The 18,124-nt window shown below is 40.1% G+C and carries 12 protein-coding genes; 9 read left to right on the top strand and 3 right to left on the bottom strand.

Features of this window, described 5'->3' with window-relative positions:
- Window positions 1–292: 292 nt before the first annotated feature.
- Window positions 293–2,287 carry a TonB-dependent copper receptor gene (locus tag AB4128_RS17755; RefSeq protein ID WP_372038471.1) on the top strand — a complete coding sequence of 665 codons (1,995 nt, stop codon included), beginning with the start codon at window positions 293–295 and terminating at the stop codon, window positions 2,285–2,287.
- 83 nt (window positions 2,288–2,370) lie between these two features.
- Here the strand turns inward: AB4128_RS17755 and AB4128_RS17760 are convergent, their stop codons facing one another.
- A complete protein-coding gene (locus AB4128_RS17760) occupies window positions 2,371–3,219 on the bottom strand; it encodes an enoyl-CoA hydratase/isomerase family protein (protein WP_372038473.1) in 849 nt (282 codons plus the stop codon).
- 268 nt (window positions 3,220–3,487) lie between these two features.
- On the opposite strand from AB4128_RS17760, the gene AB4128_RS17765 reads away from it, so the two are divergent.
- A complete protein-coding gene (locus tag AB4128_RS17765; RefSeq protein ID WP_372038475.1) occupies window positions 3,488–4,402 on the top strand; it encodes a LysR family transcriptional regulator in 915 nt (304 codons plus the stop codon).
- A gap of 170 nt (window positions 4,403–4,572) precedes the next feature.
- On the opposite strand, the gene AB4128_RS17770 is transcribed toward AB4128_RS17765, so the two are convergent.
- Window positions 4,573–5,655: a 6-bladed beta-propeller gene (locus AB4128_RS17770; protein ID WP_372038477.1), complete on the bottom strand. Its 1,083-nt coding sequence runs from the start codon at window positions 5,653–5,655 to the stop codon at window positions 4,573–4,575.
- A 151-nt stretch (window positions 5,656–5,806) separates the two neighbouring features.
- Here AB4128_RS17770 and AB4128_RS17775 point away from each other — a divergent pair, with 151 nt between their 5' ends.
- The 6 genes from AB4128_RS17775 (at window position 5,807) to AB4128_RS17800 (ending at window position 12,270) form a co-directional block, all read left to right on the top strand.
- Window positions 5,807–6,676 (top strand): helix-turn-helix domain-containing protein, encoded by an 870-nt coding sequence (locus AB4128_RS17775; RefSeq protein ID WP_372038479.1) that lies wholly within the window; start codon window positions 5,807–5,809, stop codon window positions 6,674–6,676.
- Window positions 6,677–6,915: 239 nt separating this feature from the next.
- A complete protein-coding gene (locus AB4128_RS17780) occupies window positions 6,916–8,025 on the top strand; it encodes a mandelate racemase/muconate lactonizing enzyme family protein (protein WP_055024542.1) in 1,110 nt (369 codons plus the stop codon).
- 10 nt (window positions 8,026–8,035) lie between these two features.
- Window positions 8,036–9,058 carry a zinc-binding dehydrogenase gene (locus tag AB4128_RS17785; RefSeq protein WP_372038481.1) on the top strand — a complete coding sequence of 341 codons (1,023 nt, stop codon included), beginning with the start codon at window positions 8,036–8,038 and terminating at the stop codon, window positions 9,056–9,058.
- 15 nt (window positions 9,059–9,073) lie between these two features.
- The gene (locus AB4128_RS17790; protein ID WP_055024540.1) at window positions 9,074–9,850 is read left to right on the top strand and encodes an SDR family oxidoreductase; all 777 of its coding nucleotides are present in this window, start codon (window positions 9,074–9,076) and stop codon (window positions 9,848–9,850) included.
- 4 nt (window positions 9,851–9,854) lie between these two features.
- Window positions 9,855–11,303: an aldehyde dehydrogenase gene (aldA, locus tag AB4128_RS17795; protein ID WP_372038483.1), complete on the top strand. Its 1,449-nt coding sequence runs from the start codon at window positions 9,855–9,857 to the stop codon at window positions 11,301–11,303.
- A 331-nt stretch (window positions 11,304–11,634) separates the two neighbouring features.
- The gene (locus AB4128_RS17800; protein ID WP_372038485.1) at window positions 11,635–12,270 is read left to right on the top strand and encodes an HAD family hydrolase; all 636 of its coding nucleotides are present in this window, start codon (window positions 11,635–11,637) and stop codon (window positions 12,268–12,270) included.
- Window positions 12,271–12,354: 84 nt separating this feature from the next.
- Here AB4128_RS17800 and AB4128_RS17805 read toward each other — a convergent pair whose 3' ends face one another.
- Window positions 12,355–14,712, bottom strand: coding sequence for a CRTAC1 family protein (locus AB4128_RS17805; RefSeq protein WP_372038486.1), 2,358 nt, complete (start codon window positions 14,710–14,712; stop codon window positions 12,355–12,357).
- A gap of 465 nt (window positions 14,713–15,177) precedes the next feature.
- Between AB4128_RS17805 and AB4128_RS17810 the strand changes: the two genes are divergently transcribed.
- Window positions 15,178–17,952 carry a TonB-dependent receptor gene (locus AB4128_RS17810; RefSeq protein WP_055024536.1) on the top strand — a complete coding sequence of 925 codons (2,775 nt, stop codon included), beginning with the start codon at window positions 15,178–15,180 and terminating at the stop codon, window positions 17,950–17,952.
- Window positions 17,953–18,124 lie beyond the last annotated feature (172 nt).

Raw genomic sequence — 18,124 nt, forward strand, 5'->3', positions numbered from 1 at the left:
ATGAAAATTAAACCGCTATTTCAATATGTCTAAATAAGCGATTACGAATAAATAAAGTGGGGATAAGGCAGTATTTATCTAGTGAATGTGAGCAATTAAATCATGCCGGTTTCATATCTCTTTTAAGGATATTTTTTGCGGCAACGATATCAAATAAAAGCACTTTAAAATCAGTAGTGTGATTCGCATCAAATTAGCCTGTGACAGATTGTCGCACTGTCTACGCTTCTGATTGAGCAAAGCGAATTAATCTGCGAAAACGTTCATAGATAAATAATAAATGGACGTTGTAATGAAATTTAATACTTCAATTTTAGCTGCGCTGATTGCGGCATCTTTAACGCCAAACTTGGCAATAGCAGATCATACTACAAAGACCTGTGATGGTGAGCAATGCGATGATTATATCGTTGTCACGGGTGAATTAATGAAAGAGCCATCTAAGGTTACTACCGATCCAAAAAAACCTCGCTTACCTTTACCTGCATACGATGGCGCAGGTTTCTTGAAAACGATACCAGGCTTTAGCATTAGTCGTAAGGGCGGCGCTGGTGGCGACCCTTCTTTGCGAGGAATGGGGGGATCACGGGTCAGTATTGTTGATGACGGCCAACATGTTTACGGTACCTGCGGTGGCCGAATGGATCCTCCAACCGCATATATTTATCCTGAAGCCTATGACGCCATTACTGTCATTAAAGGACCGCAAACGGTTAAATATGGTCCAGTGGGCTCAGCCGGAACCGTTTTATTTGAAAAAGAGCGCCATAGCTTTGTAGAAAAAGACATGGAAGGCCGATTGAGTATGACAGGCGGCAGCTTTGGCCGAGAAGACTATTTGGTTGAAATGAAAGCCGGCACTGAGACGCATTATATTGACTTTGATATGAATAAATCCAAAAGCGATCACTATGAAGATGGCGATGGAAACACAATACAATCAAGTTATGATCGCAGTAATGTCAATGTGGCGCTTGGATGGACACCAGATGAAGATACCGTTGTTGAATTGGCCTATGGCAGTTCAAGTGGTGAAGCTGAATATGCAGACAGAGCAAATAAAGCACGCCAAATTGACAATGAAAACCTAACACTTTTGGCGAAACGAGACGTTAACTCATCATGGTTAAACAACGTCGAATTTCAATTTTATTCCAATGAAAACGATCACATCATGGATCAATTTGATCAAGGAGTAAATGCTGGTACCAATGTGCGCCGTGAGACCACAGGAGGGCATCTTTGGTTGGATCTAGCGTTGAGTGATAAGTGGGAAACCCTAATCGGTATCGATTATATGGACAGTGCGCATGAAGGCAGAAGCATAGACAAGGAGTTAGATAACGGCCTTGATGATCTATTGGCTAAGCCTTTTAACAAAAACATGAGCTATGAAAATATCGGCGTGTTTGTTGAAGCCAATTACCATATCAATTATGCGACAAGCCAAGGGAAAATTTTAACAGGGTTAAGATTGGATCAATGGGATACCGAGTTACATGTGGGCCAAAAAGGTCAGCGAGAGGATGATCTTGTCAGTGGTTTTATTCGTTACGAGCACATGTCTGGTCACAGTCAGTACTATGCAGGTGTTGGTCGTGCTGAGCGCATTCCTGATTACTGGGAGTTTATGAAAGCTGATGATAGCAATATGGCCATTAAGGCATTTGATTTAGAACCTGAAAAAACAACCCAGCTTGATGTCGGTTGGATATATCAAAATGATTATGAAATCTCGACGGCATTTTATTATGGCAAGGTCGACGATTATATTTTAATTGATTCAAATGGGGCTAAAACATCTGCCTACAATGTTGATGCGACCATTTGGGGTGGTGAACTTGGTGTAATGTACCCCTTTAATGAACAATGGTCTGCACAAACGACGGTTAGCTACAGCCATGGCGACAATGATACCGCCGATACACCTCTTGGACAAATCTCGCCATTAGAAGGGCGTATATCAGTTAACTATGAATCGAATAATTGGACTGCTGGGCTATTTTGGCGTCTTGTTGCAGCGCAAGATAGAGTTGCAGTAGGACAAGGCAATATATCGGGCCAAGATTTGGGGGAAAGTAGTGGCTTTGGCACCTTGTCGGTAAATGGATCGTGGAAGCATGATGACCTATTAGTCAGCTTTGGTGTTGAGAACCTGTTTGATCTAACCTACGCAGAACATATTAGTCGCTCAGGTGCAGGTAATGATATTCCCGGCAGTGAACCATTGTTTCAAGTTAATGAACCAGGTCGGACAGCTTGGGTTAAAGTGGATTACACTTTTTAAACGAAAGTCGCCTTAACCAAAGATAAAAAAGGTTCAGCATAAGCTGAACCTTTTTGTTACCACATCTATTATTGAGTCATTGTTTAGTCATTCACTTCTTGGACATTAATAACAAGTTGCTCCCAGTTACGTTGGTTATCAATGTCAAACTGTGCGCCTTGTTCATCAGCCCAAGTAAATCGTGTAATTGCAGAAGTTTTACTGGTTGCTTGATATAACCAATAAGCTTCGGCCTTGAGTGCGTCTTCAATCGGTTTATCAATAGACTCATACACAGTTTGCTTACATGCATTGATAGACTCTGCAGGAAACTGTGCAATACGTCTTGCAAGATTTTCTACGTATTCACCTATCTCATCTGGCTCAAGCGCTTTATTGATAGTGCCGTATGCTTCTGCTTCATCTGCAGTAAAATCACGTGCGCTAAGAATGATTTCAAGGGCTCTGCCAAGTCCTGCTTGCCTTGCCATTCGAGAAGCGCCACCACCACAAGGCAAAATACCCATGCCAACTTCCATTTGCATAAACTTGTATTTGCCGCGGGCAGCAAAACGCATATCACAAGCTAATGCAAACTCATGACCACCACCACGAGCAAAACCTTCTAATTTCGCGATGGTTGCTTGTGGTAAACGACTGATACGCTCTAATACAGATTGTAGGTCGAGTAATTTCGCTTCGACACGCGATACAGCATCCTTAGACATGTCTCTAAGTAAGTTGGTATCGTAATGACATACCCAAATTTCAGGGTGAGCGGATTGAAACACCACGACTTTTATTTCTCTATCACGTTCAAGACGCAACGCTAAACTGTTTAAATCTGCTAGCATCTCTTGCCCTTGAACATTCACAGGGGGAAAATCGATAGTAACCCATGCAATTCCATTGTCTTTTTTCACATTAAAAGTTGTAAAGTTCTTATATTCCATTGTTGATGTCCTTGTAATGTCCTAGCATGAATGAATTATGTGGCTGGATAACACTTGGTTATCATCTGGTTCACATTCATAAAAAGTAGGTGATTGACTCTGCTAAGTGAATCCGAATTATTGATAAAGAGAATTTAGTATTTCTATTAACTAAATTAGGGCTATCTGGTGTTGTATTTGCTTAATCGGTCATTTAAGAATAAAAGTTTGGGATGGGCAGCTGTCATATGGCGACTTGTAGAAGAAGGTTAAATAGGAACAAATAAATATGGACACAGAGAGCTTACGTCTATTTGTTAAGGTTGCAGAGTCATTAAGTATTAGTGCTGCTGGCAGAACCTTAGGAATATCCCCAGCCATTGCGTCTGCAAGGTTATCAAAACTTGAGAATCAATTAGGTACAGACCTATTACATCGCTCTACAAGGAAAGTGTCGTTATCAACAGAAGGCGAAGGCTTCTTGCCATATGCGAAAGAGATTTTAGTACAGCAAGATGCAGCCATGGCTGCCATTGGCAGTGAAATTAATGAAGTGAAAGGGCTACTAAGATTTACCGCATCAAATACCTTTGCACAATTGTATATTTTACCGGTTCTACCTGAGTTTTTAGCTAAGTACCCGGAGTTAGATTTAGAGCTGAGGTTGAGTGATACGGAAGTGAATCTGATAGAGCATGGCATAGACTTAGCGCTAAGAAACACAGAGGCGAAAGACAGTGGTTTAAGAGCACGCAAATTAGCCAATGATCAACGTATTTTATGTGCATCACCCGACTATATCGCGGCGCACGGCACATTAGACACGCCTAAAGATTTAGTAGACCATCAACTAATTGTATTTAAAGATGCAAAAGGGCGTAAACTGATTAGTACCGCACAAGACGACCAGAACGAATATGTGTTTCCGCCGGTAAATGGCCGAATTAGATTGAATTGCGATGACGGTACCAGCATGAAGTTAGCGACTGTGGCAGGAGCTGGGATATCAATGAATTCTTATTGGAGCGTGGCTGAAGATTTAAAGCAAGGAAGCTTGATTAGAATATTGCCCGATTATAACGTCGATGATCATACTGCTATATGGCTGGTATACCCTAAGGCTAATGCGTTAAGCGCTAAGGTGAGGGTATTTATTGACTTTTTAGTTGAAAAAATAGGAGCTGCGGACTGGGATAATAGTTAATACAGATCCTATCTCTGCAATTACGACAGCGACTAAGTCAACGCTAACCTAACCTCAGTCAAAACCAGTACACCGCTTGTAAAAAGCGGTGCCGACCTATTTTAACGAAAGTGTCATTAATCGTTTTTTATAAAATCAAAAATGTTTTCATTAAACCTTTAAAACGGTTATTACACTCTGACTAATTGTATTGGAAAACTTTGATTTGCATTCCATTGTCCAACATAAATATTGTCATCATCGTCGATACATAAGCCATGACAATGACGAAACACATCCCAACTGGTATGCATAGGTTGAAGTTCACCGTTTACATACTCAGGCTGAGCCCCCCCAAGATTAGCGACGACTTGATTGTGTTTATCAAATACACTGATGAACCCTGAGTTATCTGCATTTGTACCATTAATATGTGACCAACATACAGGCGCGAAAAAATGCTCTCCCTTAAAAACGGGTCCGCCTATATAGGCACCTGGAACACTGATAGTATTAAGGTAATCTCCAGATAGAGAATATTGTTTTAATGCATGTTCAGCCCTAGAACTTATCAGCAGTGTCGGGGAAGCATCAGTATGAGAGCTTGATACGAGTCGCTTATCAATGGCAATGCCATGGGTGTTTTGTAAATTTAAACGTGTATCAAGATTATCATGTCCGCCCCAATACCGAATAAACTGACCATTGCTGTCATATTGCAGTACATAATCAGAGCCATAGCCGTCAGTAATATATAAATCGCCATTATCAGCGATCGCGATATCAGTGGGACGAAAGGCTTGGTTAGGCTGATAAACGCCAATGGTTTGAGGATGGCTAATGGTATAAACGACTTGGCCTGTTAACGTCAGTTTGGCAATAAAACCAGTCTGAGGGATCACTCTTTCTAAGCCATTGGTTGGCGTCCATTGACGGTTAATGACCCAGCCACAATCAACAACATATAAAAAGTCTTCACCATTTTCATGGTTGATCTTTATTGCATGTGCTCCCGGAAATTGTCCGCCCCAAGCATCAATTAATTTGCCGTCTTTATTGTAAATAATAATATTATTTTGCGGATGATCGCTGACCATAATAATTCTGCCTTGTGAGTCAAACGCTAAGTCATGGCAGTTCTCAATAGGTAACTGTGAAGCGGTCATTTTATTCCATTGAGTATTAACTCGATAAGTGAACTCCCCTTGACCAATGATTAACCCATGAGGGTCAAACCTTGCATTATCACGAGAAGTTGGAATAGCTGTATTCATATTTTATCCTTGTAATCTGCACTATAATTTTAGTTAATTGTTAACAATGATAAATATGTATAAGATAAAAACTGTTAGATATTTGCACTTATGTGTGCAGGACATTTGTTGAATAGTACGATCTATATAGCCAGATAAAACAGGGAGTCAAATGCACACGCGTAATAAAGCAGGCATATATTGCGAACCAATTTCCATTAAACCGGGATATCAATTTGAAGTTCATCGTGTGGCTTACCAACGAAATGAAGTGTATGCATGTATGATGCATTTTCATCAAGTTCATGAGTTTATTATTTTTGAAGATGTACAAGGAATATATTATTACTCACAAGGTCAGTCAGCGATCCAAAAAGGTGATGTGGTATTTACCCCAGCACTCGAGACCCATGACTATGAGTTAACGGATCATGTAAAAGCTTGGTATATTATCCAGTTTTTGCCGCAATTTTTAATTGATAATGGCTTACTGTATGAAGAGGAGATACTAAGGCGTGGTTTACAACTACGTTTTAGTCAGCAAGATTGGCAAAGCATTCAACAACAAGTTAATTGGCTAGAGCAAAGCTATTTAGACGACCCACACAGCGTAAAAAGCGCAACCTTATTAAAATTAATCATTATTTGGCTTGTCGCCCAAGGTAAAGCGGTTTTACCCAATGCAGAGCGTGCTTTAGTGACCGACGCCTCGTACAAAAAACTCAGTCCTATTTTAAGCTTATTTAGAGAACAAGATGTGGTAGAGCTTACTTTAGTTGAAGCCGCAGCAATGTGTCACATTTCTACCTCGTACTTTTCTAGATTGTTTAAACGCACCTTTAACTGTAACTACTCGCAGTTTGTTGTACAGCATAAGCTGTATACCAGCGCACGTTGGTTAGGACAAAGTGAAAAAAGCATTACCCAAATAAGTTACGATCTTAACTTTTCAAACCCATCTCATTTTATTTCTATGTTTAAACGCTACTTCTCAAAGACGCCAAATCAATATCGAAAAGCGCTCAGGAAACAGCTTAGTTAACAGCGATACTGACAAAATTAAACATAGTGTCAATTGTCACTTAAATGGTAAGTGTTGGATATTAGGGCATGTAACCGCTGTCATTGTCAGATAATTTAAACAGGTAGAGCATTCGATTTTTGCAAACTTGAGTTTGACTCAATAAACAAATTAGCGCTAACAATTACTTTACATTTAAAAACCTCTTGTGTAGATTGTTAACAATAAACTGTTTGTAAGCTTCATTTAAAGGTGAGTCAATGACAAAGGAAGCCAATAAGATTGAGTCGGTTAAGGTTGAGTACTATCAAGTCCCTTTGGCTGAAGTCTTGTCTGATGCTAAGCATGGTGATCACACTCATTTTGAGTTGATTTTGACACGCATTAAAACGTCGAATGGTATAGAGGGCGTGGGATACACATATACAGGAGGCAAGGGCGGAAGAGCTATCTATTCTTTACTAAATGATGAAATGAAGCCATTACTCATAGGTAAAGATGCTTCAGATATTATGGCGATATGGGATGAGCTTCAATGGCACTTTCACTATGTTGGCCGAGGAGGGTTATTAAGCTTTGCTATTTCTGCTGTAGATATTGCACTGTGGGACATTAAATGTAAAAACCTAGGTTTACCTCTGTGGAAAGTTGCTGGTGGCGCGAGTAACCAAGTTAATTGCTACGCTGGTGGCATTGATCTTAATTTTGACCATCAAAAGTTACTGAGCAATATTCAAACTTATCTAGATCGTGGCTTTGAAGCGGTAAAAATTAAAGTTGGTAAAAGCGATTACAAAGAAGACGTCAGACGTGTTGAAGCTGTACGGGAATTAATTGGACCCGATCGTATCTTCATGGTTGATGCAAATTATTCGATGACCAAAGAGCAAGCTATTCGTTTTGCTAATGCAATTGCCCATTGCGATATTAAGTGGTTTGAAGAGCCAACAATTCCAGATGACTATTTAGGCTATGCAGATATTGCAGATGCTATTGATATTCCATTGGCTATGGGTGAAAACCTACATACCATTCATGAGTTTACCTATGCAATTTCGCAATCTAAGTTAGGTTTTTTGCAACCTGACGCCTCAAATATTGGTGGCATAACGGGCTTTTTAATGGTGGCGCAACTGGCATACGCTAATAACATTCCAGTGTGTAGCCATGGTATGCATGAATTACACGTTAGTTTACTTGCCTCGCAGCCACATTCTGGTTACCTCGAAGTACATTCGTTTCCAATTGATGAATACACCACAACCCCTTTAAAAATCATTAATGGCAAAGCGGTCGCACCTGATATTCCAGGTACTGGCGTTGTTTTTGATGATGCATTATTAACTCCTCATTTAAAAATGAGCTCATAAGGTCAAGATTATGCAAGCTGCTCAATATATAGGTAATAAATCGTTTAGAGTTGTTGAATCACAAGCAATTAGTCCTGGTGATGATGAGGTACGTTTAAACGTAGGCTATGTTGGTATTTGTGGCACAGATATGCACATATACCATGGTGTAATGGACACTCGAGTGAATCCGCCGCACACGATAGGCCATGAAATTTCAGGCACCATTGCTGAAATTGGCAAAAATGTAACGGGTTATGAGATTGGCGAGCGTGTTGTAGTGAGACCATTAGACTGGTGCGGAGAATGTCCAGCCTGTGATGCAGGGCATTCGCATGTTTGTCAAAACCTTAAATTTATGGGGATTGATACACCAGGCGCCTTTCAAAACTCGTGGACTGTAAAGTCTCGCACTTTACATAAACTGCCCGCAAACGTTAGCTTACAACAAGGTGCTTTGATAGAGCCTTTGTCTGTTGCTTGCCATGATGTCGCACGTTCACGTTTAACTGCAGGTGAAAAAGCCGTTGTTATTGGTGGCGGGCCTATTGGCCAGCTAGTTGCTTTAGTTGCAAAATCAGTTGGGGCAGAAGTGATTATTTCTGAACCAAATGAAAGCCGTCGTGATTTTTCCAATAAGTTTGCTATTCCAACGGTTAACCCTATTGAGCAAGATCTTAAGGAATTTGTAGATACATGGACGCAAGGTAAAGGGGCTGATGTGGTGTTTGAAGTCTCTGGGGTACAACCTGCAGTTGATGCAATGGTCGATATCGCCTCAGTTCGTGGCCGTATATGTATGGTCGCAATACATGCTCAAAAACCACAAGTCGATTTGTTTCAATTTTTTTGGAAAGAACTCGAGTTACTCGGTGCGAGAGTTTACGAACACGCAGATTTCGATATGGCAATTGATTTAGTTGCTTCAGGTAGCATAGATCTCGCGCCATTTATTACCTCTGTGAGCAAGTTAAGTCATATCAGTAATGCATTCGAGAATATGGATAACAACCCAACAGGAATGAAAGCACTTGTGTCATGTGCAGTAGAGTAGAGTAAAGGAAGCATCATGCAAAATAATGTACTAAGTAAATTCGATTTAACTGGCAAGCTGGCCTTAGTGACCGGTTGTAGTCGTGGTATTGGTAAAGCCATGGCGGTAGCCTTAGCAGAAGCTGGTGCTGACATCATTGGTGTATCTGCTTCTTTAGCGGCGTCAGGTTCCGATGTTGAATCTGAAGTTACCGCTTTAGGACGTCAATTCTATGCCTACCAGTGTGACTTTTCAGACCGAAAAAGCCTGTATCAATTTGTAGAAACCGTTAACGGCCAACATGACACCATTGATATTCTTGTGAATAATGCAGGTTCGATATTGCGTGAGCCAGCCATTGAACATCGCGATCAATACTGGGATAAAATCATGGAGATAAACTTAAACTCTCAGTTTATCCTCAGTCGTGAAATCGGCAAAAAAATGGTAGCACGTGGTGAAGGGAAGATTATTTTTACGGCTTCATTGCTCACATTTCAGGGTGGAATTACTGTTCCTGGTTACGCAGCGAGTAAGGGCGCAATTGGGCAACTGGCTAAGGCGCTTGCAAATGAATGGGCTGGCAAAGGTGTCAATGTAAATGCAATAGCTCCTGGGTATATTGCCACTGATAATACAGAAGCACTCAGAGATGATCCCGTTCGTTCAAAATCAATCTTAGAGCGAATCCCACAAGGCCGTTGGGGTACACCTGAAGACTTTAAAGGGCCAACGGTATTTTTAGCGTCCGCTGCATCAGATTATATGAATGGCGGTATTTTATTGGTTGATGGCGGTTGGATGGGGAGATAGTCCAATGGAAATTAGAAATAAGGTAAACTTTATTAACGGTGAGTATGTGCCATCAAAAGCGGATGGCACTATTTCAGTGTTTTCACCGAGTACCGGTGAGCTTGTTGGTGTAATTCCCAAAGGCTGCGTTGATGATGCACAAGATGCATTAGAAATTGCCCAGCAAGCACAAAAAGGCTGGGCTAAAAAAACACCAAGAGCCCGGGCAACCATTCTAAGAAAATTTGCCAGTGGTATTCGCCAAAGTGCCGAAGCGTTAGCGGTGTTACTTGTAAAAGAGCAAGGCAAATTAATTGATGTTGCACGCATGGAAGTTGAAGCAACAGCCACATTCGTTGAATATGCTTGCGATAATGCTTTGACGCTACAAGGTGATATTTTACCGTCAGATAATGAAAACGAAAAAATTTATATTCATAAAGTTCCCAAAGGGGTTGTGGTCGCAATTACAGCGTGGAATTTTCCATTAGCATTAGCGGGTCGCAAAATCGGTCCTGCATTAATTACTGGTAATGCCATTGTTGTTAAGCCTACACAAGAAACACCATTGGCTACGATGGAACTTGGCCGTATTGCTAACGAAGCAGGGATCCCCGCTGGCGTGCTGAATATTATAAATGGGAGTGGTTCCATTGTTGGTCAGCATTTATGTGAAAGCCCGATTACAGAGTTAATTACAATGACTGGCAGTACTCGAGCTGGGCAAATTATTTATCAAGCCAGTGGTAAGCACTTAACGCCAGTGATGCTAGAACTCGGCGGTAAAGCTCCCTTTATTGTGATGGAAGATGCTGATTTAGATAAAGCGGTAGATGATGCGCTGATTGCTCGCTTTGCTAATTGTGGTCAAGTGTGCACGTGTGCTGAACGTTTATATGTGCATGCGGATGTGTACGATACATTTATTGAAAAGTTTGTACCAAAGGTGAATGCGCTGAAAGTTGGTGATCCTATGGATTCAAATTCAGATATGGGACCAAAAGTTAACCAGAGTGAAATCAAAAATATTCATACATTGGTAGAAAAGAGTATTGAACAAGGAGCAAAGCTGGTGACAGGTGGCCAAGTCGCATCAGTTGCAGGTTTCGAAGGTGGCAATTGGTATGAGCCAACTGTGTTAGTGGATGTAGAGCAAGACAATATTTTAGTGCATGAAGAAACCTTTGGACCAGTACTTCCTATCATTAAAATTCACAGTATTGAAGATGCTATTACTTATACTAACGATAGTGAGTATGGATTATCAGCTTACTTGTACACCAAAAACCTTGATTATATTCATCAATCTATTTCAGAAATGGAAGTAGGCGAAGTGTATGTAAACCGTGGTTTGGGTGAGCAGCACCAGGGGTTTCACAATGGCTGGAAAATGAGTGGTGTCGGCGGTGAAGATGGTAAATATGGTCTTGAGCAATATGTAGAGAAAAAGACGGTATATTTTAACGAAGCCTAATATCTTCTATATCAGAGTCCTAGTATTGAGATTCAACAGAAATTATAGTGTTAACCAAAGCCAACTGTATCCCCTCCAGCAGTTGGTTTTTTTTGGGCTAGGTAAAGGTGTTAGAGCCTGTTATCTTGGTTTTCGTAAATCTAGCCGTGTTTACCCACAACCTAAGACCGTAAGCAGTATAATTAATAAAATAACTGATTAAATAGTTATTGAATATCAAATCAAACCAACAGTTAGCGCCCAAATCAACGCCAAATCAACCCAATATCAACGTGCGTATAAGGGATTAATCGTAGTAAAGTAATCAAAAGCAGTCACCGCTGGAGAAAACGTGAAAGATTATCAACTATTTCTATTTGATATGGATGGCACCTTAGTCAACTCTGAGCCACTCAAAGGTCAAGCTATAGCGAAGGCCTGTGCTGTATACGGTGCAAAAGTTGATTATCATCATTATCAAGAAGTGATGGGACAGAACTGGGGGATTGTGACTCAGTTCTTCTTCGATAAAGCGAATATTTCTCCAGATATTAATGAATTCAATCAGATATTTAAAAAACACTATCAAGCTTTGCTACTGCAGGCGTTGCAGTTAACTCCTGGTGCACTTCAATATTTAACCTATCTACAATTACAAGGTAGAACTTGTGGGCTAGTGACGTCAGCTGCCAAGTGGATGGTCAATGATATTCTTCAAGCCCTCAATTTAACTGCCATGTTTGAAGTTATTATTACTAAAGAAGATGTTAGTAAGCATAAACCTGATCCTGCTGCTTATTTATTAGCCCTTAATAAATTATCAATGTCGCCAAACAATACCGTGATATTTGAAGATTCATTCGCCGGTATTAGTGCTGGAATCGCCAGTGGGTGTGATGTTATCGCGATACAACATGAATTTAATATTAACAATAATTTATTGGTGGCAAGCAAAGTGATAAGTGACTTTAGAGAATTGATTTTATAGCTTTTATAATTCATACAGATTTTTTAAATAGAGTGTGCAGCTGGACTGATATAACCAAACTGCACCTGAACTTAAACTTTCACATTAACGTTTCATTTTACCCATTGTAATTAATTGGTTTGCGTTAACGTTATTCATTGTTTGCTCCGAACCATCTCGCCAGCGCACTTGTATCTTATCAATACGATCTTGGTTACCTAAACCAAAATGCACAATATTTTTCAAACTTTGTGAATGACTCGCACTGTCAGAACCGATCCATTTAAACTGAACTGTATTTGCGCTTGTCATGGTTTTGTTGTTTGAGAAGCGCTGCGGCGTGTCTTTGTTGCTTGTAAATATCCTTACCTCAGCTGCATGCGGGTCAATTCCAGACTTTGAATAGCCAACATGCATGAGTAAATATTGATGATGAATAGAATGAGTTGTTTGTTCGGTGTGATTGTCAGTAAGGAGTTGAGCATTTAAACGGTTTTGATAAAGGTACCAACGGCCATTGTCATCGTCACCACTGAGTATATCGACATAACCATCTTGATTGTGATCAAATGCACTCCCCATATCGCCATGAGCATGACGGTTTACCATGGTTGCGTTGTGACTTTCATGTGCAACAAAGCCCCTTGATGGTGTTGCGTTATCGTCTATAGCTTGTATATGAGCCTTGTGGTGAGTGGGTGAATTGTTTTCGCTACGGTTACTGCTTGGGATGTTATCCAGTTCACTGAGATGAAGCGTGTTGAGCAACATAACATCATTGACTCGTTGTGTTAGCTCGCCAAAGCGATAAATAAAGAAATCATTGTAGCTATCGTTATTAAAATCAGCTGTGATAACGCCCCAATTGTTGTCATGGTGCTGCGCAGGAAGTAGGTGGCTTAGGTAAGTAAAGTGATCGCCATCGTTTCTAAGTAAAATATCGCTGACGCCTAAATCTTGTGGTATCCAATCAAGTTCAACACTATCGACACCTATGATAGATGCTCGTAAATCCCAAGCAAGATTATCAGTTAATAACCATTCTAATCGCCATTGATCATCACCTAAATAACCTAAGTACCAGCCACTTTGAGATACAGATGAAGGAAACCCTAACGCTTGCTGAGGAGAAACGCTAATTTGCTTGTCAGGAAACCCTGTTGTGAGTCTTTCTGATGGGGTTTTATCTGCGCCTAAAAATAATGGAATAGTGATTTTATCTGCGCCACGGGGAAAATGATAAAAATCCGTTAATAAGATTTCACTGCTTGCTTTAAAGCTTAATCCATCATGGCTTTTATTACCTTCATCACGTAAATCTAATCGTTGTTTTTGTTCGTTAAAAGACACCGCATTATTGGCAATTTGATAATGAACTTTACCTCTGGATAAGTAGTAATCCATATCGCCGTCATTATCGATATCAGCTTGTGCAATTGCCGTTACATGTGTCGTATCTGGATCTTTCCCTAAGTATTGGCTGGTGACATCTTTAAACGAAAAATCTATTTGTCCTAAAAGAACTGTTACAGGAGAATAGGGTGAAAATGCTATTAAATCAGCGATATGATCTTTGTTGATGTCAGTAACAATGACTCGTTCAGCATCAACTTGTTCAAAAGTAGGGCTAGATTTATAGATAAACTGGCCGTTGCCAATGTTTTCAAAAATAATGTTTCTGGGGATAGTTTCTCCCATTATTTGCGCCGCGTTAATTTGTAAAAAATCTAAATCACCGTCTAAATCCAGATCAACCCAACGTACTGAGCGGCCTCTAGCCCCCATTTTACTTAACCCTGATTGCTCAGTGACATCAACAAACAAACCGTTATCGTTTCGAAGCAGTCGCTGCGGCTGTGGTTGTGTTCCATTACCGCCACCTAAAGCTAATAACAGGTCATTGTCACCATCATTATCATAATCACCTAATGCAACACCATGGGCGTCAGCTTTTGCAAAAGGACTTGGCTGTTTGGCATATTGAACATGCGCTATCGGATCTTTATAAGCAGGTGTTGCTGTGAGGCTTGATGTGAAAATTACTATGGGCGTCGTATCATGGTTAGTTAATACCATGTCGTAAAAGCCATCGTTATTGATATCTGCAATACTGGGGCCGCCATATTTCCAAGCATCAGTGGTATGTAAATTAACCGCTTGGGTGACATTACTGAACCTGGGTTTGGTTAAGGTAATTGGAACAGGTAAGCCCGAGACTAAGTCAGTGTCTCTGTTATTCATAATGCCTAAGTTATTATCCAGTTGATTGGTGGAGGATGTCTGAGCAGGAAGATGTGCAACATCATTATTAGTATTTTTAAATGAACCCGTTTCTGTTACTTGCTGACATCCCGTAATGAAAATAAAAGCCATAGAGTAGAGATAAGGCTTAATTGTCGCGCTAATAGTATTCAGTTGTTCCCAAGAATTACCGATAAGGTATTCTTCGTTTTGTGCAAACATATTCCATCCTTAGTGTTTATTTGTCATCAAAAAGTACGATTCAACACAGCAAAAAGTAGGTAACCAATTAGTCTAATAAACCTTAAAGATAGTTTTCTGTTCAGAATAATACTTAAAAGCAAAAAATTGTTATCTTGACTGTCAGGTATTTCAGCCTTTTTATCTCGAATCATTCGTAAGTGTCTGTATATAAGACTAAAAAAGTTCATTTCAGTAGAATTTATTAGATAATTAGTTGTATTAATTGCTCACTTTTTTGTGTGTAAATTCACCACTTACGAACACCATATTTCACGCAATTGATAATTGTCAACAATTAACTAACTCCAAAAAACAGTTGACACAATGTTTAAAAAGTAGCTAGATTGTTAACAGGGTCAGGCTTCGCTATGCCGTTGACAATGTCATTTACATTGTTCTTGTGAGCAAGACACCTTTTAAACCAAATAATAAGAAGGTTTTAAGATGAAACAGTGTAAGTTCAAACTCAACGCGTTATCTGCAGCAATGATCATTGCTACCAGTACAGGCGTACAGGCTGATGACCTAGCCGCTGACACACAAGCACAAGAAACTGAAGTCATTCAGGTCAAAGGGATCAGAAGCTCGTTGACCAAATCCGCGTCAACTAAACGTTATTCAGATGGTGTTGTAGATGCCATTAGTGCAGAAGATATAGGTAAGTTACCCGATACTAACTTAGCTGAATCTTTACAACGGATAGCGGGTGTATCTATTGACCGAGCAAACAACGAAGGTAACAAGGTTACGGTTCGTGGTTTTGGTCCAGAATTTAATTTGGTGACATTAAATGGTCGTCAAATGCCAAACTCGTCAGCATTACAATCAGAAGGGGTGTCTCGTAGCTTTAACTTCCGTGAAATCGCAGCTGAAAGCGTTTCTGGAGTAAATGTTTATAAGACAGGTAAAGCTGATATTACGTCAGGTGGTATTGGGGCAACAATTGATATTACCACTGCAAGACCGTTTGATTATGACGGCTTTAAAGCATTTGTGAGTGCGAAAGGTATTTACGATACTAGTGTTGAAACTGGTGATTCTGTGACGCCCGAAATTTCGGGCATGATTAGCCAAACCTTTGCAGATGACAAGGTTGGCTTTTTATTATCTGCCTCTCATGCTGAGCGTGACAGTCATACTGATATAGTGGGTACAGATGGCTGGGTAAGAAACCGCAGCAGAGATAATGTTGATTTGTCTGCAATTGATACCAATAAAAACCCAGAACAAGCCATTTGGACACCTTGGACAGCTAAAACTGAACTACTAGATACAGAGCGTACTCGCCAAAATGCACAAGCTGTGCTGCAAATTCAGCCTGTAGATTCTGTCATTGCGACTGTTGATTACACTATTTCTCGATTCGAGCAAACCAGTTATACCAATCGTTCAGCATTTTGGTTTGATAACCCAAGTGGGGCAGCAAATGCAAATGGCACACTTTGGAACCCTCGAGATCAAGACGATGAATTAAACTTCTGGGCTTGGGAATATTATGAAGAAAAAGAAAATGATTCGTTAGGTCTAAACATAGAATGGCAAGCAACAGATACATTAAAGTTTGAACTTGATGTTCATGATTCAACATCTAAATCAAATCCAGATGGTCAAACAGCTGAAACCCTTGCGAACCTTAAAAACCCTTCGGGTTCAGTTGCATTAATTGGTGCAAACTTCATTGGTGATATTCCAGAAGTCATTGTTGATGATTCTAATTTACCAGGCGGCGCATATAACAAAGACAATATTGTCTCTGATTTATATCAAAAGCGTGGTTATTCTATGGATAACAACATTAAGCAATATCGTTTTTCTGGTACATGGGAAAACGAAGCGTCTGACAGTGCGTTAACCAAAATCAACTTTGGTATCATGAATACGGACTATACGATTGATACACGCTTAAGTGAGGTATTTTCTTTTGTTGATGTTCCACTTGACGACCTTGATTTAGGTTTCATTCCTTTAGGTGACACTGCTGATCAATTCCCTGGGGCGAATAACCTTTTCCCATATATCTCTCAATACGATGTTCACCAATTTATCGATATTGTCAAAGCAGAAGGTTTATTTGCTGAACCGAATATCAAAACAAACGGGGTAAATGAAGAAACGTTAGCTGCATATTTATCATTTGATTTTGATACTGAATTTAATGATATGCCTGTCAAAATGAATGTAGGTGTACGTTACGAAGATACTGACGTTACAGCGTACTCAGTACAAAATGGCATCATTGCAATGAATTATCGCCATGCACAGGAGTTGCGACCTGTATATGATGATACGCCTACGGCTGAAGAGCTAACCGGTAGCTATACTCGTATTTTGCCGAATTTTGACTTTAATATGTCAGTCACAGATGAACTCGTAACACGCTTCTCATATAGCCGAACCTTATCTCGTGCTGGTATCAGTGCAATGTTCCCTGCGACCAATGTATCAGCAAGACCTGGTGGGCCATTTAATGCCTCACAAGGTAACCCTAATTTGCTGCCAATTACCTCTGACAACTTTGATTTGTCGTTGGAGTGGTACTTTGATGATGGCAGTTTTGCCTCTGCGGGTTACTTTAAAAAATACGTAGAAAACTTCATCGGTGCTGGCACAGAAAACAGATCGATCAATGACGTTAACGGTCAAGCGTTAACAGATCCAAGTGTTAACCCTAGAGCGGGTTGTCCTGATGCGTCCGATACGCCGAACCCTAACTGTTTAGGTCAGGCTACCGATCCAGTGATTACTTGGGAAGTGGCAACACCAGATAACCTACAAAATCGTGAAGTAGACGGTTGGGAGCTTAATGCTCAATACATGTTCTGGGATAGTGGTTTTGGCGCAGTTGCTAACTACACCATTGTTAACAGTGATGAATCGTTTGACCCTTATAATTTTGATCAAACCATTGCATTAACAGGTTTAAGTGACTCGGGTAACTTGGTCGCATTTTATGAAAATGATAGTTTCCAAGCGCGTATCGCTTATAACTGGCGTGATGAATTCTTACTCGCTTTGGGTAATGAGCCAACATTTACTGAGGCGTATGGTCAACTTGATTTAAGTCTCAGCTACGATATCAATGATACATTCACTGTATCGTTTGATGGCTTAAACTTAACTGACGAAACAGTAAGACGCTATGGTCGTTTTGAAGAGCAGTTATTAGCTGCAGAGCAATACGGTCCACGTTATACCGTTGGCATCAGTGCTAAGTTTTAGTCAGTATCTCAACGCTTATGTCTATTTTATATAAGCAAGGTATCAGTCCAAATCATCAAGACAACATCTTGCTGACTTGGGCTAGTATTCTAAGTCTGATGATTAAAATTGTTCGCTAAAATCTAATGTGGTTGCCATATGTATGGTAACCACATTTTTATTTAAAAAAACA

This window comes from Shewanella sp. 10N.286.52.A9, from assembly GCF_041468985.1.
Taxonomy (GTDB): Bacteria; Pseudomonadota; Gammaproteobacteria; order Enterobacterales; family Shewanellaceae; genus Shewanella; species Shewanella japonica.